This is a genomic window from Pseudomonas sp. NY15364 (assembly GCF_048068235.1).
Taxonomy (GTDB): Bacteria; Pseudomonadota; Gammaproteobacteria; order Pseudomonadales; family Pseudomonadaceae; genus Aquipseudomonas; species Aquipseudomonas mendocina_D.
Genome location: NZ_JBLUPX010000011.1, coordinates 63,591 through 82,756, shown reverse-complemented (window position 1 = coordinate 82,756; position 19,166 = coordinate 63,591). Strand labels below are relative to the sequence as shown.

Annotated in this window: 3 protein-coding genes; all 3 read left to right on the top strand. The window is 63.8% G+C overall.

The window, feature by feature from the left end; translation table 11 throughout:
- Positions 1-274 precede the first annotated feature (274 nt).
- Genes ACNFCJ_RS11805 through ACNFCJ_RS11795 form a run of 3 tightly spaced genes read left to right on the top strand, consistent with a single transcriptional unit; the run spans position 275 to position 19,162 of the window.
- Complete coding sequence (locus ACNFCJ_RS11805) at positions 275-1,732, top strand: leukotoxin LktA family filamentous adhesin (protein WP_416771496.1); 1,458 nt, start codon at positions 275-277, stop codon at positions 1,730-1,732.
- Positions 1,701-17,528 carry a beta strand repeat-containing protein gene (locus tag ACNFCJ_RS11800; protein ID WP_416771494.1) on the top strand — a complete coding sequence of 5,276 codons (15,828 nt, stop codon included), beginning with the start codon at positions 1,701-1,703 and terminating at the stop codon, positions 17,526-17,528. The genes ACNFCJ_RS11805 and ACNFCJ_RS11800 overlap by 32 nt, the downstream gene beginning before the upstream one ends.
- Complete coding sequence (locus tag ACNFCJ_RS11795; protein WP_416771492.1) at positions 17,516-19,162, top strand: ShlB/FhaC/HecB family hemolysin secretion/activation protein; 1,647 nt, start codon at positions 17,516-17,518, stop codon at positions 19,160-19,162. The genes ACNFCJ_RS11800 and ACNFCJ_RS11795 overlap by 13 nt, the downstream gene beginning before the upstream one ends.
- Positions 19,163-19,166: the final 4 nt, after the last annotated feature.

Genomic DNA, 19,166 nt, shown 5'->3' with positions numbered 1-19,166 from the left:
AGAATAGCTCCCAAAGTCCGCTAGGCAGTCTCTTGCTCTCTCGACGTTACACGCCTTGCGCTGTGTGCAGCAAACAACTAAGCAGAAAGGAAGGTGCTTTGATATGTCTGTTAAAAGTCGTGCGAATGCGGTCGGCCAATCCTCGAAAATGGGGGCTTCCTTTGAGGACTTCCGGCCAAATCGAATCGCTGCGGCTCTGCTTATGGCGATCGGTGGCGTCCCGGCTTGGGCGGCTCCCGGTGCCGGCAGCAATAACATTACCCTGCACACAGGCATGCCCACCGCCACCAGCATGGACACCATTGGATCGGTGACCAACATCACCACCAGTACGGTGCGCGGCAATACCGGCTTCAACTCCTTCGGCGACTTCAACGTCAACGCCGGCAATACCGTCAACCTGCATGTTCCGGCAGGCAAGGCCAACCTGGTCAACCTGGTGCATGACTCGCGCGCGGTGATCAACGGCAACCTGAACGGCCTCAAAGACGGTTCCATCGGCGGCAACATCATCTTCGCCGACCCCCATGGTCTGGTAGTCGGTGCCTCCGGCGTGGTCAACGTCGGCAGTCTAACCGTCACCACTCCCAGCCATGCACAGATGATCCAGCTGGCCGCAACCATGACCAATGGCAGCGATGCCGAAGGCACGGCGCTGGCAGCCGATCTGATGGCCGGCAAGTACAACGCCGGCAACGGCGAAGTCAGCATTCAGGGCAAGGTCAACAGTGCCGGTTCGGTCAATCTGTTCGCCGCCAGCGCGGTGGTTGGCGCTGGCGCCCAGGTCAACGCCGGTGCCCAGGTATTCCAGGCGACCGTGAATACCAACGGCCTGGTCGATGCTACGGCGGCCGTGCGCCAGGACGGCAGCATTCTGATAGTCGGCAAGGACGACGTTGCTATCTCCGGGGAGCTGCGTGCGCTGATGGCCGATGGCGGCGGTGGCGGCGTGCAGATCAATGCACCGGAGCTGACCGTCGAAGCCACCGGCAAGATCAATACCCGCGCCCTGGCTGGCTCCCAGGAAGCCTCCGGCAATATCACTCTGCAGGCATACAGCGATCTGGGCTTTAGCGCGGTTAATGCCGATGGCAGTGCGATTGGCGACGCTGATCAGCTGGCGGCGGCGATCAGTCTCCAGAGCAAGGCGAATCTCGGTGCCTCGCACAGTACCGCCAAGGTCAATATCAAAGCCGGCGCCGTTCTGGATGCCGGTCACGCGCAGGCTGACAAAGCCGGCAATGTGCGTGTCGAAGCGTTGGCGATAGACCGTCAGCTGGGTGGCTATGCAAAGGCCAACTCCTCTATCGATATCGGTGGTGCCCTGATCGGCAAGGACGTGACGGTGCAATCGGTCACCCAGGTCAGCATCGATTCCGGGCTGCTTGGCGACTTCTTCAGCACCGCCGAGCTGCAGGCGATGATCGACAAGGTCAAGCTGCTCAATGCCGGCTGGACTGATGAACGCGCCGCCGAGTATGTCTACGAGCTGCTGGTCGATGCGCTGAAAGATGTCCGCGACCTCGATACCTTGCCGCCGTCGAACTTCAGTGAATTTATCACCCTGCTACCGTACGCCACCTTTGCCGTGGCAGAAGGCAGCTCGCGGGTCACTGTCGCCGGCACGGCCAACATCCAGGCTTCCGGCGATCTGGCTCTGACTGCGGAAACCACCCGCAGCCGATACCGCCAGCTTCCAGTTGCCGGTCATTACCAGCAAGCTGCCGTTTAATGCCGGCATCGCCTATGGCCGCCTGGCGGGCGAGACCAAGGTCGAGATCCTCGACAATGCCACCATTGCCGCCGACGACATGTCGCTGCTGGCCCACAGCCAGGACAGCCTGGCCGTGGAAGGCAGCGCTTCGACCACGCGCGACGGACAGGGCAGCAATGCCACGACGCTGTCGGCCGCCTTCAGCATGGCGCACACGGATCTCACCACAACTGCCTCGGTGGCACGTAACGCGCGGCTTGGCGGTGTGACCGGCGACGTCAGCGTCACCGCCCTGACCGAACAGGGTCTGAGCAACAGTGCATCTTCCAAGAGCATCGGCCAGGGTGCCATGGGCGGCCCGGCCGTGGCCCTGGCGCTGTTCAATAGCAAAACCCGCGCACAGTTTGATGCAGACCTGGAAAACGCCGATTCGCTGAGTGTGAATGCTGCCAACATCCTTTCAGAGCAGGCCAACAGCGCCGCGGTGCAGGCCGGCAAGACCAGCCTGGACGGACTCAAGGCGCGCATTCTGGCGCAAGAGGACTTCAAGAAGTTCACCACGGCCATCGGCAACCAGGTCAAGAATTTCCTGGGCATGAAGATCACGCCGGATGGCGATCCGGTTGAAAGCAAGCTGCGCCTGGCATCTGCAGTTGCGGTAAGCATCGCCGACCACCAGGTCGAAGCCAAACTGGGCGGCAATGGCCAGCGTATCAGCCTGGATGGCGACCTTTCGGTCACCGCACTGCAACATCAGAGCAGCCTGAGCAACGGCGCCGACAGCACGGTGAACTCTGACGCCGAGCAGGATGATGGCACCAAGATCGGCATCAGCGTCGCGGCCGCCTACAATCAGCTGACCCAGCATACCCGTGCGCTGGTCGGTGACAATGCCAACCTCACCGCAGGCCATATCGGCGTCTCTGCGCGCAATGTTCAGACGCTTAACCTGCACGGCCTGGATCGCTGGAGCTCGCTGGACGAGGTGTTTGTCAATCTCAAGACCCATGCCCCCAGCTTCATCGATATCCCCAGCAAGCTTTCCAACGTATTCGCCAACTCCAACAGTGGTGGGGGGGAAGTCGGCCTGGCCGGCTCGGTCGCCGTCATCAATACCGATATCGATGCCATCGCCTGGGTTGGCGATAACGTCACCCTGACGGCCACGGCCACGGCCACGGCCACGGGCAACGACTGGCAGTCGCAGCCCTACCTGTTCCTGGACAAGCTCTACGACGACGAGAATGAAGAGATCGCGGCGCGTAAGTTGTTGCGTGAAAGCCTCTGGAATCGTGATTCGGCCATCGATGTCAGCGCCTCCAACGACATCCAGCAACTGGGTGTCGCGGGTAACTTCTGGAAAACGCTTTTTGGCAACGACTCCGATGGCAAGGCGGTGGGTGGCGGCGTCAACGTCCAGATCACCGACAATCGGGCCAGTGCTGGCATCGGCGCCAATGGCAACATCACCGCCAAGCGCGTCGATGTCAGCGCCAACCAGAACGAACTGATCATCGGCATCGCCCCCTCGGCAGGCAAGGGTGCCAGCGTTGCCGGTACCGGCGCGTTGGTGGTCAGTGTGGTGAGCTCGGACGTTGACGCCTCGATTCACAACAGCACCAGTATCAATGCCGAGCAGGTCGGCATCACCGCCGAGCACCAGCTGGGCCTGTGGAGCGCCGCCGGCGGCCTGGCCGTGTCCAGTGAAACCGGCATCGGTGCCGGCGTGGCGGTCAACGTGCTGCACACCAACGTGCAGGCGCTGGTTGGCGACAACCGCAGCCTGCGCAGCAGTGCGCTCGGTGTTGGCAGCGCCGGCCTGGGTAACGGCAGCTGGCGGGTGGACGAGCTGCTGGTGAATGCCGAGAGCAGTGGCCAGGTCGGCGCCTTCAGTATCGCCGGCGCCCTGGCGCGGACGGCGCAGGAGCAGGAAGCCCAGGACGAAGCGGACAAAAACAGTGCCGACAAGGGCCTGATGGGCGCGGTCGAAGGAATCGGCATGGCGCTGATGCAAACCATCTTTGGCGACACCAATGCCGGCCTGCAGAGCGGCGTCAATGCCGCCAAGGGCGGTGCCAGCAGTATCAAGGACACCATTGTCAGCGTCCCGGACAAGATTGGCGAGGTGATCGACAAGATCAAGGGCCTGTTCGACGACAAGCCTGATCCGGGCACCGGCCAGACCAAGCAGTCCCTGGCGATCGCCGGCTCGGCCAGCGTCAACGTTTCCCGTCAGAAAACCCGTGCGCTGTTGGGCGATATCGTCCTCGATCCGCGTGACCCGCAGCAGAAGGGCAGCAAGGTCACCGTGCTGTCGCTGAACCAGACCAACCAGCTCAGTGGTTCCGGCAGTGGCGCCCTCACCCTGGCCGGCGGCAAGCGTAGCCAGAGCAGTGCGGCGATCGCTGGTGCGATCGCCTACAACCACTTGTACAACCTGACCCAGGCGCAGCTCAAGAACGCCGTCCTCAACGACAACGACTCGCTTAAGGTGCAGGCCGCCAGTGCCGGCGACCAGGTGGCCATGGGCCTGGGCCTGGCTGCGGCCACGTCCGGCAACAACAACACGGCAGTGGCCATTTCCGCCTCTGGTGGTGTGATCACCAATACCACCTCCGCCTCCGTGGTGGACAGCACCGTCAACCAGCGTGTCGGTGAGAGTGAAGGCATCGCCGTCACCGCTTATGATCGCTCGCGCACGCTGCTGGGCGGTGGGTCCTTCGCGCTGGCCACCGGTTCCAACGGCAGCGGCACCAGCGCCGGCGGCTCGCTGGTATTGGCGGTGCAGAAGAACAATCTGACCGCCGAGTGGCTGGGCAGTACTGCCACTGGTTTCAATCGCCTTGACGTCTCGGCCAACAGTGCCGCGCGCCTGCTGGCCGGTGCGCTGGCTGTGGCTGCCAGCACCGGGCAGACCAGCAATTCCGGCTCGGGCGCGATTTCCCTGGTGATCGTCGCCAATGACGTCAGTGCCAAGGTCGACAAGTCGGCTACCCGCGACGCCTCGCTGAGCGGTGGCGATGTCAACGTGAACGCCCAGAGCGTCACGGGTCTTTCGGCGTTGGACAACCTGTTCTCCCAGGCCGGTCTGGCCGCCCTGAGTCACGCCGAACTGGACCTGGACGGCAATGCCACCACCCAGCAGGTCGACGGCAGCGTCGACACCCAAGACGACCTGTTCGACGAGAGCGGCAACACCACCGGCAACACCACCGAACAAAAGCTCTTCAATGGCCAGATCGCCGGCGAAGCGGTGCTGGCGATCTCGGGCAACGTCGCGGCCACCAGCGGCAAGGCCGCGGTGGGCGGCGCGGTCAGCGTCGTTTATACCGGCAGTGATTACACCGCCAGCCTGGCCAACACCGAGGTGGACCTTACCGGTGATCTGAGTGTCAATGCCGGCAACAGCACCGACGTGCTGGCGGCGGCGATTGGCGCGGCGGGCGCCAAGGAAAATGCCGTTTCCGGCTCTGCCACGGCGGTGGTTGCGCGTGGCAGCATCAATGCCAACGTCGATATGACTGGCAAGACCCTCAAGGCCAACAACCTGACGGTCAAGGCCGCCAAGGGCGGCGGCGCCTACTCGCTGGCCGGTAACATCACCGCCAGCTCCAACAACGCCTCGGTGGGTGGTGCTGTTAGCCTCAACGACATGCAGCAAAGTGCGGCAGCTAGCGTGCAGAACGGTACCTACATACTCACCGGGGACGCCGATATCGGTGCCGCCCTGCAGAGCCAGATCCGGACTGCGGCACTCTCCGGGCAGGTCTCCGCCAATGGTTCGGCGGTGGGCGGTGCGATCACTTTCAACCGCATTGCCGACACCACCAGGGCACTGCTGAACAATGTCAGCATGACGGCGCGCGATCTGTCGATCAGCGCCAGCCAGCCGGGCCTTGGCGCGAGCATCTGGTCGATCGCCTTTAACCTTTCCGCTGCTGGCGGTCAGGCTGGGGTCGGCGGTGCCGTTGCAGTCAACCTGGTGGATGCCGAGCGCAGCGCCAGCCTGACCAACAGCGACGTCGAACTGTCCGGCTCGGCCGACCTGAAATCGTCCCTGGACGGTGAGATTTGGGGCATTGGCATCGACGCCGCCGGCGGCAACACTGCCGGCGTGGGCGGCTCTATCGTCGTCAACGTGATCGATGGTGAAGACAAGGCTCTGATCGACAACAGCCGCCTGGTGACCACCGGCTTCGGCAAAACCCTGGATCTCGACGCCAGTGCCGGCAACGGCCTGACCATCGCCTCGCTGACCGGTTCGGTGAAGGGCGGTGGCACCGCGGCGGTGGGCGGCGCGATTTCGGTCAACCGGATCGGCGCCGATCGCATCGCGCTGATTCGCAACAGCCGTGAAATCAGTGGCTTCTCCCGCGTCGCTCTGAGCAGCGGCGCGCAGCAGGACATCTATGCCATCGCCGTGGCAGGTGGTGGCGCCGGTACCGCTGCCGTCAACGGTTCCTTCACCAGCAACGTGCTGCAAGGCACCGAGCGCGCGGCCATCGAGGGCAGTACCCTGGACGTGGGTGCGCTGGACCTGTCTGCCGCGGCAGGCGACCGCACCATCTGGAGCCTGGCGGGTGCCTTCGGTGGCGCCGGCACCACGGCTGTGGGCGTTGCCGACACCAACAACATCATCCTCTCCAAGCGCTTGGCCGAAGTCATCGACAGCGACCTGACCGTCGGCGGCGCCCTTACCCTGGCCAGTGGCGGCTCCTCGAACATTCGCTCGGTCGCGGTCGGCGCTGGCGGCGCGGGAACCGCTGCGGTGGGCGGCTCCATCGCGATCAACGTGATCGAGGGTGAAGAGCGTGCCGAGATCGACGGTAGCACGGTCAACGCAGGCTCGGTCAACGTCGAGGTGACCCGTGGCGATGCCGACGTCAAGACCCTGGCCGGCAACGCCCAGGGTGCGGGCACCGCGGCGGTGGGTGCGTCCATTGCGGTCAGTACCATCAACCAGAAACGCATTGCCCGCATCGTCGACAGCAGCCTGCTGCTTGGCACCGGCAAGGCGTTGGTGAAGGCTGCCACCGATGCCTACATCCTGACCCTGGCCGTCGCCGGCGTGGGTGGCGGCACCGCGGGTGTGGCCTTCTCCAACACCAGCAACAACATCGCCGCGCAGACCCGTGCCGAGGTCACCAACAGCGAGGGTGCGGCCGGCAATCTCGAGATTCTGGCCAGCGACACCTCGGCCATCCATGCCGGCTCCGGTGGGGTAGCGGGTGCCGGTGCCGCAGCCGTGGGCGTGGGCACTGCCATCAACCGTGTCGACAGCGAGATCCACGCCAGTCTGACCGGTAACCTTGGCGCCGGCTGGGCGCTGCGTAACCTGCGTGTCGATGCCAACTCCAAGGCCAACATCATCGCCGGCATCCTAGCCGGTGGCGGTGCCGGTACCGCGGCGGTGTCCACCGTGGCGGCCACCAACATCATCCAGACCCTGACTCAGGCGCGCATCGACGGCGGGGCACAGGTGGTGGCGCAGAACAACATCGCGGTCAGCGCCCGCAACCTGGACAGCATCCTCGGCTCGGCGGTGTCTGCCGCGGGCGCCGGTAACGCGGCCATCGCCGCGCTGGCTACGGTCAACGTGGTGGAAACCAACACCAAGGCCTTCATTGATGGCCCGGGCACCTCGGTCAGCGCACTGGCGGTGGATGCCAGCGACAAACTGCTGGTGGACAGCGGTGCGCTTAACAACGCCCCGAGTGATGACCACGAGTGGATCCAGGCAGAACAGTTCAACCCCTACCCGAACCTGTCGATCCGTCAGCACCAGATCAACGGCCTGGCGGTTCAGGCCAGCTCGGTACAGCAGGTCGGCCAGATCGCCCTGTCCGCCAGCCTGGCAGTGGTGCCGCTGGCCAGTGCCGCGGTCTCCGGCGTGGTCAACACCACCGTGCTGGGCGGCAGCACCCTTGGTTATATCGACGGCGCGCGGATCAACCAGGCCGCAGGCGCGGGTACCGCCCAGAATGTCCGCGTCGGTGCCAACAGCCACAGTTACACGGCTGGCTACCTGGCTGCCGTGGCCGGCGGCCCGAGTGCTGCGGCAGTCGGTGCGGGTGTCGACAACACGATCATCAGCCGCCTGACCCAGGCGCGCCTGAGCGGCTTGCAATTGAACAGCCGGGGCTTGACCGAGGTATCGGCCGGTTCGGGCCAGTATGTCTCGACCATCATCGCCAGCATTTCCGGCGCCATCGTGGCCCCGGGTATCTCTTCCAGCCTGGTCATCCTCAAGGGTGAAACCGAGGCATTGGTCAATGGCGCCAGCCAGCTGGATGTCGGTTCGCTCAAGGTCAGCGCCAGCGCCCTGCAGCGCCTGGCACCGAATGCCACCAGCCTGACCGGAGGTGCAGTGGCGGTGTCCGGCGCCTTGGCGACCCTCTACAACCAAAGCGTCACCCGCGCCTGGCTGGGCGCAGACCTGAACGCTGCGACTGCTGCCCGCACTCGCGTGCTCAGCGGCGGCACCGAGGTGACGGCCAACAACAGCACTGGCATCGCCATGAATGTGGCCAGTGCCGGCGGCGGCGGTATGGCAGTCGGGGGTTCGATTGGTATCGCAGTGGTGGAAACCACCACCGAAGCCGGCGCCAGTCAGGTTGACTTTGGTCAGGGCGGCCGGCCGCTTGGCCACCTGTCGATCAGCGCCAAGGACAGCCTGAATGTCCGCAACACCGTCGGTGCGGCGGTGGCGGGCAGCAGCAGCGTTGGCGGCAGCGCCAACGTGCTGGTGGCCAACAGCGCCACCCGTGCACTGTTCGATCGCTCAACCCTGGTCGGCAACCAGTTCACCCTCAGCGCTTTGCGCGAGGGCGACATCCGCCTGAACACCGTCACCGGCTCGGTCGGCAGCAGCGCCTTGGGCGGCAGCATGGGCTTGGTACTGCTGGGCTCCGGCGCGACCTCCGTGAGTGCCGGTGATGAAAACGTCAACGCCATGGATGAGCTGGATAAAGACGGCAAAGGCAGCCTCAGCCAGGCCAACAGCATCAGTAAGGCCGACAAGACCGGTGATCTGACCTACGACGCCTACGAATGGAACGACAGCACCCAGAAATACGAGCTGGTGAGCAAAACCGATTCGGCGACCAAGACTCGTGTCAACAGCAACAAGACCGACCTAGGCGATCGCTTTCAAGCAGGCAGCCTGCGTAAGCACGAGACCCTGGCCCGCGTCAGCGACAGCAGCATCACCAGCAGCGGTGACAGCACTGTCAAGGCCGAGGATAAACTCTTCAGCCGCAATCTGGCCGGTGCCGCTGTGGCCGGCGGTTCGGCGGTTGGCGGCGCCTTTGCCCTGACCTTGTCCAATGCGCGGGTCACTGCCGAGTTGCTCAACGGCAGCCTCAACGCCGCTTCGCTGGATCTTTCGGCCAAGTCTGGCAACCTGAATGACGGTAGTCCGGCGGTCGAGGTGCACAGCCTCAGTGGCTCGGCCGGCTTTGTTGCCGGCCTTGGTGCTGCGATTGGCGTCGCGGTGATGAACAATCAGGTCAAGGCCGGTCTGGACGGTACGGTCAAAACCAGCGGTCTGCTCAAGGGCTCGGCTGAGGACAGTCAATCGATCAAGGTACAGGCCTTGGGCGCGGCAGCCGGCGCAGGTGCCGGCGCAGGCTTGGTGCTCGGTGTAGCGGCGCACGACAGCCTGGTCAACCTGGATGTCGACGGCGGCGCGGTACTCAATGCCGGTGGCGACCTGGATCTTTCCAGCCGCTCGGAAGGCGCGGTGGAGCTCACCGGTCGCGGCGCTGCGGGCGGCATCCTGGCCGGCCTCAACGCCACCGTGCTGGTGGCCCGCGACCAGAGCCGCGCCAATCTCATTCTGGGCAACGGTGCCCGTCTCACCGCAGCCGAGCAACTGCGCCTGAGCGCCACCGCCAGCCCGCGCATCAAGGCCAGCAGCATCGGGGTTTCCCTTGGTGGCTACGTGGCTGCCGGTGCTTCACTGGTCGATGCCCTGGCCAAGGCCGCAGCCAAGGTCAGCCTCGGCAACAACGCCGTGCTGACTGCGAAAAGCGCGGACATTTCCGCCAATATCGACCGCCAGGGCACTGCCAGCAGCGCCGAGGTCGATGCATTGGGCGTTTCCGGCGGCTTCGGCGTCTCGGCGAATGCCGTGGTGGCGCGCGCCGTCAACGAAAGCAGCAGCCTGCTGGAAAGCTTCGGCAACACCCGTTTCAACGGTACCGGCGGCGACTGGGATCTGCGCGCCACGACCGATGTACACCAGCGCGCCAAGACCCAAGGCTATGCCGCCGGCCTGCTGACCGTTGGTGCGCATGTCTCCGAAGCACTGACGGACACCCGTACCCATGCGCTGGTCAATGGCGTCTTCGGTGGGGATATCCAGCTGCTGCGCGTGTCCGCCACTGCGCTGGTGGACAACGAGGCTCGCTCCCAGGCAGGGCAGGGTGGTCTGGTCAGCGGTGCGGCTTCGATCGCCAATACCCGCGATACCGGCATCACCCGTGCACAGCTGCTGGCAGTGGGCAGTGGCGGCAGCGCGGCGCGCTTCCAGAACCTGCAGCTCAGCGCGCTGCACACCTCGCGCTTCAACTCCTTTGTCGACAGCGTCAATGCGTCCCTGGTGGGCGCCAGCGGTGCCCACGCCAAGAACACCGTGACCCTGACCACCGAAAGCCTGCTGGCGGCCGGTTCGAAGATCGACAGCTATGGCTACGATCAGAGCGCCCAGGCCAAGGTGATAAAGGCGGCGAGCAGCGATTACAACGTCAAGTCCGGCTCCGGCGGCGTGCTGGATGCGGCGGCCGCGCTGAGCACTTCGACCATAAGCCTGACCACCCTAAGCCGCGTCGGCAGCAATGCTCAGGTGAACCTGGTCGGCGATTTCCGCACGCCCGAGCATCTGCGTGTCTCGGCGTTCAATGATGTCTTCGCCCGTGACCGCGTCAAACTCGACAGCGGCGGTGCTATTGCCATCGCCAAGGCCGACTCCAAGGTCGATGTCACTCGCGCCAACGCAACCGTGGACATCGAAAGCGGCGCCAAGCTGCAGAGCATTGGCGACATCATCCTCAGTGCCAGTGGCGTGTATGACATCGACACCCACAGTGCCGGCAAGACCTGGGGCCTGGCCGGCGCCGCGATGGGCGACAGCCTGGCGCGCGTCACGGCCAACTATCAGGTCAACGTCAGGGCCGGCAGCAACATGCTCGGCTATGGCGACGTCAAGCTGTATGCCGGTCAGGACCTCGCCGGCGGTTCCAACCAGGCGACCCTGGTGGCGCGCACCGACCTGTGGAACAACACCGCCTTCCCGGTGGTGAACGATCCGGGTGCCGACGCCCGTTACCAGCGCGATGCGCGGGTCACGGTGGACGGTGGGGCGAACGTCAACAGCGTGGGCGATATCTATGCGCACGCCGACAAGGGCTACGGTAATCTGCTCGGCAAGGGCATCGCCAAGGATCTCTACACCGAGGCGCTGAACGCCATCGGCCTGTCCGTGGAGCGCTCCGGCGGTTCGGCGGTGAACGTCCATTCGGCGGTGGTCACGGTCAATGGCAACCTTAACACCGGTTACCTGAACAATCGTTCGGTCACCGTCGAAGGCCTCAGTTACTGGGTCAACGGCGTCGAAATGACCCTGCAACAACTTGCTTCGCGGACGCCGGCCCCGGGCGACACCATCGAAGTTCGTCCGGTGGTCACCACCAGCGACACCAATATCACCTACCGGTTGATCGAGGGCACCTACTCGCAATACATCAGTGCGCGGATCGATCAGATCAACAAGCAGCTGGTGGACTACGGCATCTCCGAGATCGAGCGCACGGCCATGCAGGCCGAGCGCAACCTGCTGCAGCAGACACTGACCAAGCTGTACCAGGAGATGGGCGGCACCGGTACCGCCAGCCTGGCGAAAGACCAGAAGATCTACATCTTCCAGCTCGACCCGATCCTGGCCAAGCCGGGCAACGTGCGGGTGATCGGTGATTCGCTGGTGGGCAACGGCAAGCTCAGCGCGCCGGGCGATGCCTCGATTCGCGTGGTCAACAACAGCTCGGCGTTCCTGGACATTCGCGGTCTGGAAATCCCCTACCATGAGGGTGGCCAGCTGCTGTTCAACAACGTTTCGCTGACCACCGTCGGCGAAATCAACGCCGCCAACCGCCAGGGCAGTGCCAATTTCAGTCTGACCGTTTCGGCCACTTCGCCCGAGCCGGTGATCAGCGTGATCAACACCTACAACCCGCAGCATGGGGTGGTGGGTGTGGATGGCTTGCGTGCCCCAGCGCCGGACATCTACATCAACGGACGGATCTTCAACCAGCGCGGCGAAGTGAGTGTTACCGCCTCCTACGGCAGCATCTATTCAAACGCCGACGTTCGCGGCAAGACCATCGCCATCAGCGCCGGTCGTGATTTCGTGCTTAACTCGAGCACGCCGTTCTACCACGCCGGTGGCGATCCGGCGGGCAGCACCGGCACCACCCTGCAGGCGCCGACCAAATCCACGGTGGCAGCCAACAACGTGGTGATCAGCGCCCAGTACCTGAACATCAATGGCACTATCCAGAGCGGTGCAGCCAGTTGGGCCGCGACCATCGATGACAGCGTCAATCTGGCCAACCGCATCAGCAACGGCCGCGCTGCCTACAACCGCGGCGGCGCGCGTTACCTGCAACTGTCGACGACCGATGCACGCACCGGCCGGCTGGGCTACAGCTACGACTTCCTGAACGAACGCCTGGTGATGGACAGCGTCGAGGTGTCCGGCGGCTATATGGAGCTGACCGGCCACATCCTCAGCACCGGCAACGGCCAGCTCAACGTGCTGGACGGCTATTCGCAGGTGCGCATCACCAACAACAGTAGCTATCAGCTGAGCCTCAACACTATCGACATCGGCATGGAGACCCACGGCACGCTGCGCATCAACGACGTGCGCACCTCGGGCAACCAGCAGTATGTCTGGTCGACGGTTTACACCCGTGATTTCGATGCGGCGCGCAATGCTTATGTGGTCAACAAGCGCGAGGGCTACAGCCAAGGTGTGCTGGACGAAGCGATGAATTACGTGGCCACGGGCCGCAACGCGGTCTACAACCCGGTCGCAGGGCGTAGCTACGTCTGGCTGACCGGTCAGAAACAGGCCACCACCACCGTTGAGACCTACTACAAGGACAAGGTCTGGGGACTCTTCAACTCTGGTGAAGGTACGCTCTGGGACAGAAAAGTCTGGACCGATCCGGCCAAGGTACCCATTGACGGTGCCGACTACATGGGCACCGGGTTTTACGGCACGCCTGGGGACATCCATAGCACCAGCACCACCTTCCCCTCAGGTGATCCGCGCGTTGAAACACGTACTTGGACCACCTGTGAAGCCTGGTTCCTGTGGTGTCATGAAAAACGCAGCTGGAACGAAACCACCAGCGTCCAGGGGGAGCAGGTCATTCATCGCAATCAGGTGCGTGCCGACCGGCCGATCAATATCAGCTTCATCGGCAGCGACACCGGCCTGGTCAACATCAACTCGGGCCGTGACGTTACGCTGCTGGGCTCGATCCTGAACCAGAGCGGCAGCACCAGCATCACCACCGGTGGCCAGCTGTTGCAGAACTCCGACCAGGTCGTGGTTGCTGCGCGGAATCTGACTCTGCAAGCGGGCTACGGCATTGGCAACGATGGTAAGAGCTTCGCGGTGCAGGTGGGCAACACGCTCTCGGCCGCTTCGACACAGGGCGATCTGGTACTGCGCGCACTGGGTGGTGGCGTAAACCTGTCCAAGCTGGAGTCCGGCCGCGGCAACATCAGCCTGAGTGCCCAGGGCAATATCACTGCCGGCAACGGCGTGACCATCAAGGGGCATGCCATCAACCTGCAATCCAGCCACGGCAGCATTGGTAGCAGTGGCAGCCTGATCAACATCGACACCGGCTATTCCACCGGCGCCATGGCTGGCGCAGCGGCGCTGAATGCCGGTGCAGTGGGCGGCATCTTCCTCAACGAAGTCAGCGGCGACCTGGCGGTGGACCGGGTCATCGCTGGTGGCGACGTGCACCTGCGGGTCACCAATGGCGACCTGCTGGATGCCAACACCACCCTGAGTTACGACACCCGCACTCTTGCCGAAATGCAGGCCCTGTGGGCGGACATGGGCCTCACCGGCCCCGCTGCGCAGGCGGCACTGGACGAGCAGAAGCGTGTACTGGAGGAAAGCGGTCAGCGCAGCTACGAGCGCTACTGGCAGATGCGTACCGACGGTCTCGGCAACGTCCAGGTCTTCGACGAAAGCCAGGCGCTGCTGGGTGCCAGCCAGGTTGCACAGCTCAAGGTACTGGGCTGGACCGATGACCAGATTGCCCAGGAGCAACTGCGCCGGGTCAATGAATACAGCGCGCTGCATGACCGCTTCGACTCGGCCAACGGCTACGAAGCAAGCTTCCGCTACCAGTTGAGCACGGCAGAACTCGCCATGCTCGATGGCACCGCGGAATGGACGCCGGATCAGCTCCAGTTCTCGATCTCCTCGGCACTGCTCAACCGCGGCACCAACACCCAGGTCAAGCTTGAGCAGCTGAACATCGAAGGCAATAACGTCATCCTCGAATCACGGCGCATCGGCAAGGTGCTGGACGCCGACGTGCTGGTGGATCTGGGCGCCGGCATCAGCAACCTGACCACCGCGCAACTCGCAGCGCTGGCAGGTGCCGAGCACGACGACGTCTACTTCGATGACATCAACGACAAAACCAAGCTGCGTATCGTCCAGCGTGACGATGTCAATATTGCGGCAGGCGGCAATCTGTCCGTGACTGCCACCGGCGATGTCTTCCTCGGCGGCGAACGCGATCTCAACCTGTACAACGTGCAGGGCGACACCATCCACATCAAAACCAACGGCAACATCGAAAGTGCCAATGGCCAGAACGTGGTGCTGCGTGGTCATGACGTGCTGCTGGAATCCTCGGCCGGCTCGATTGGTGGCAACGGCGCGGTCAATATCAGCATTACCGGTGACCTGACTGCCCGTGCCCAGCTGCTGAATCTGGTGGCCCACGGCAACCTGAGCATCCAGCGTCTGAACGGCCTTAACGGCATCACCCTGGGTGTGACCGGCGGTAACCTGACCTCCGCCAGCCAGATGGGTGAAAACCTGCTGGGCGGCAATATCGCCCTGACCGTGTCCGGCGATGTCGGCAGCTTCAGTGACCGTGTCCAGCTCGGTACCTCCGGCATCGGCCAGCAGATAACGCTGGATATCGGTGGCGACGCCTACCTGGGCGGCTTGCAGGGCGCAGCCAGTGCGCCGGGCGTGCTGGTCGTGGGCTCCGCCACGGTCGGCGGCCTGCTCGATATCGGTCAGACCCGCGACCTGCAACAGACCGCCGACTGGAACCTGGGCAGCCTGGTGCTGAACCTGGCCAACCAGTGGAACATGGCCAGCGGCACCAGCCTGGCAACCCGCAATGGCATCTTCGCGCGGGTCAGCAATGGGGCCACCCTGGGCAACCTGTACGCCACCGCCAGCGGCGCCAACATCGATATCCAGACGCACCAGCTGCAGGCCAATGCGGCCGGCCGTACCTGGACCGCTGCTAACCAGCTGACTCTGCTCAGCCATGGCGACATCGGCAGCCCGACCTGGAAAGTCGGCGTCGGTGGTCTCGATCTGGACATCTCCAGCAGCCAGGGTGCGCTCTACCTGACCCTGCTGGGTGGTATCCAGGAAGGTTCGCTGACCAGCGCCCTGGCGCAGTTCCTCACCAGCGCCGGCAACGTCTCGCTGGATTCAGTGACCAGCCGCAACGCGCAGGTTGTGCTTGACGGTGTCGGCGCCGTGGCCATCGGCAGCCTGAACGCCAGCCAGGATCTGGACCTGTCTGGTGACAGCCTGAGCCTGGGCACCGCCAACAGCGGCCTGGGTGACGTACGTATCGACTTCAGCGGTGCGGTCAGTGCCGACGAACTGCACAGTGCTACGCGTTCCGTGAGGGTCAATGCTGGCGGTACCGACCTGGGCAACGTCAGCGCGGCCACAACTCTGGACGTGCATGCCACCACTAATGCGCTGCGCATCAGCACCGGTAACAGCGGCGGCAACCTCACCCTGACCACGCTGGCCGGATCGTTGGTCGACATTCACTTCGGGCCGCTGGCCGACCCGGCCACGCCGAACGTACTGGTGCCGTCGCATCTGAAGTCCGGTGCGGACATCCTGGTGCGCGCCGACGGCGACGTCTTCGGCGGCAACGCCGAGGCCGAAGGGCTGATGCAGATGTTTGGCCGCAACCTGCGCTTTGGGCGTGCCCAGAGCCTGCAGGGTGATGTCTTCCTGCAAGCCAACGGTGACGCCAGCCTGGGCCACGGCAACATCGATGCGCTCAAGGTGGAAGCTGCCAACGACGTCGGTATCGTCGCCACCGGCAACCTCAACGTGGTTAACGTCGATTTCGGCGGCACCTACTCCTTGCGCGCTGGTCGCGACCTCACCGTGGGTATCGGCGGCGACCTGAACGTCACCGGTGTGGCCGAAGCCGGCCGCGATCTGACTTTCACCGTTGGCGGCGAGATCGACCTGGAGGCGATCCGCGCCGGCCGAAATGCGCTGGTGACCTCCGGCGGTGCGGTAAAACTCACCGATGGCGTCGAGGCGGGCGGTGCGGTGACCATCACCGCAGCCGGTGGCGGCATCAGCATGGGCACCGGTATCCAGTCCAGTGGTCTGTTCGAGGGCACGGCGGTGAACGGCGATGTGCTGCTCAATGCGGTAGGCGATATCAGTATCCCGAACATCGTTACCGCTAACGGTTTGATCAATGCTGCCGGCCATAATCTGAGCCTGAATCAACTCAGCGCCAGTGGCGATATGGGTCTGTTAGCCAGTGGCGCTATCCGCGTCGGCACCAGCCAGAGCGGTGGAGATCAGAGCTGGCATGCCGACGAGGACATCGGGTTCACCCGTCTGCTGGCGGGCGGCCAGGTGCTGCTCGATAGCATCCTTAACACTCGCGGCAATGAGCTGGTGGCAGATCAGGGCGTGACCATCAATGCCGGCTGGCGCAATGCTGTGGCCGGTCCGGGCAGCATCGACGTCGACAGGATGCAGTCGCCGACCATGAGCCTGTGGGCGGGCAATCTGATCCGGGTGGCGGATGCCGGCATTGGCCAGCGTGCTGACCTGCATGCCCAGGATATCGAGCTGTACGGCAGCCATACCGGCGGCGGCCAGCTGAACCTGGACATTACTGGCAGCGGCGAAGACATCGCCGATCGTCTGGTGCTCAAGCTACAGGCGGGCCAGGTGCAGATCGGAGACTTCCATGTCTCGGACAGCCAGCTGCAGATGAGCGGTGGCATGTTGGACATCGACGACGCCCAGGGCGTGGATCGCATGCGCCTGCAGACCTCCCAGGCAGTGATCCTGATGAACAACGCCAGCCCGGCCTACCTGGGCGGCGCGGACGTTCAACTGTACGAGCAGGACAGGGCGTTCAGCTTCTCCCAGAACCAGCTGACCAGCACCACCAACGCCTACGTGTTGCACCGTGCCTTCACCCACCAGGTGCTGGTGCCCAACTTCATGGAAGACCACGAGGGTGCCGGCGGTATCCAGTATCAGGGCATGACGGCGGCCCGCTATGGGGAGCAGTTGCTGTCCCGCGAGTTCACTCAGGCGCGTCTGATCTCGCTGCTGCAGGCCGCTGCGCTGCGCGTACCGGGTGGCGGCTGGGTTGTCAACTGGCAGCTGCAGCCTGCGAGCATCCGCATCAATCTCGACCTGCCTGAGCAGCCATCGACCAGCGAAGAGGTAAGCAAGTGGGAACTTTGATCAGGCACTGGTCTGGACTGACTGTTGCCGGGCTGCTGATCGCAGCCCAGGCGCAGGCCGCGACTCCGATACCTGCCGACGTGCCCGGGCAGATCGATCCGAACCTGCAGCGTAACCAACTCGAGGAAATTCAGCGTCAGCGTGAGGTCGATGCACGCGCCCAGCGCATTCAGGTGCCTGCCCTGCAGGGCGAGGCGCCGGAGTCGCAGCAACTGCCGTCGGCTGGCGAGCGCTTCGTGCTCAAGGGTATCCACTTAAACCCCTCGACTTTCATCGAGCAGGCGCGGCTGAAGGAAATGGCCCGTGACTACGTGGGCCGCAGCATCAGCTTCGAGGACATCAACGAACTGCTGCGCAAGATCAACGCCATCTATGAGGCCGCCGGCCAACTGACCGCGCGCGCCGTGGTGCCGCCGCAGAACGTTGACAATGGCGTACTGAGCATTGTGTTGGTCGAGGCCAAGGTCGATGCCCTGGCCTGGCAGGAAGCCCCGAAGAACGTGGACGAAGATTTCTACCTCAAGCGCATCAGCGTGAATCCGGGTGAAACCCTCGACAGTCCGGCCCTGATGGCGGCCATCTCGCGTTTCAACAGTACCTCGCCGGGCCCGCAGGTGACCGCCAGTCTGGCGCCAGGGCAGAACTTCGGCACCACCCGTGTCGACCTGCAGGCCTTCGAGCCGGCCCCCTGGCAATGGTCGTTGTTCTTCAACAACTACGGCAGCGAAGGCACCGGGCGCGAGCAGTACGGCGGCAGCCTGACCTGGTTTTCGCCAACCGGCGTGGCCGATGCGCTGAACGCAGTGGTGGTGGCCACCTCGGGCTCGGAGTACGGCAGCCTGCGCTACAGCCGCCCGGTCAACCGCCACAACGGCGTGGTGTACGTCGAGGCGGGCGCCAACACCATGAGCATCGAGAAGGGGCCCTTCGCGGCCCTGAACATCGAGGGTGACTCGACCACCTATGGCATAGGCTATGACCAGCCCTGGTGGCTGGACGAGAATTGGACGCTGCTGGGCGGCATCGCATACAGCCACCAGACGTCCGAATCCACCATCGATGGCCTGCTGCTCAGCGAAGTGGATGTCGACGAAGTCGTTCTCAAAGGCCAGGCCGAGTATCGCGACGGCCCCTGGTACGGACGCTATGAGCAGCGCCTGCGCCAGGCATCCACCGACAACGCTGTGACTGGCGAAGGCGACAGCCATACGCTGCTCAACGGATTCGGCTACCTGAGCCGTGACCTCAAGGCCGATTTCCAACTGGTTGGCCGCATGTCGTGGCAGTTCGCCACCGACAGCGAAAGTCTGCCGTCTGCGTTGCTCTACCAGTTCGGCGGAATCAGCAGCGTGCGTGGCTATGACTCCGGTGTGATCGCTGCGCCCCAGGGGCTGACCTTGAACACCGAGGTCTACTGGCGCTACAACGACAAGCTGCAGCCATTCGTGTTCTTCGACTACGGCCGGGCGATGGAGCTTGGCACGGCTGATGTTGATCTGATGAGCGCGGGTATTGGACTGAACTTCAATTGGGGGCGGCATGTCAGCCTTAGTTTGGTCGCTGCCAACACCCTTAAAGATGTAACACCAGATCAGGATAGCGGCCAAGTTCTGGCGCAGTTGATCATTCGATAAAAAT

Coding starts and splice junctions, on each gene's coding strand:
- ACNFCJ_RS11805 (WP_416771496.1), top strand. CDS start 275: ATGCCCACCGCCACCAGCATGGACACCATTGGATCGGTGACCAACATC.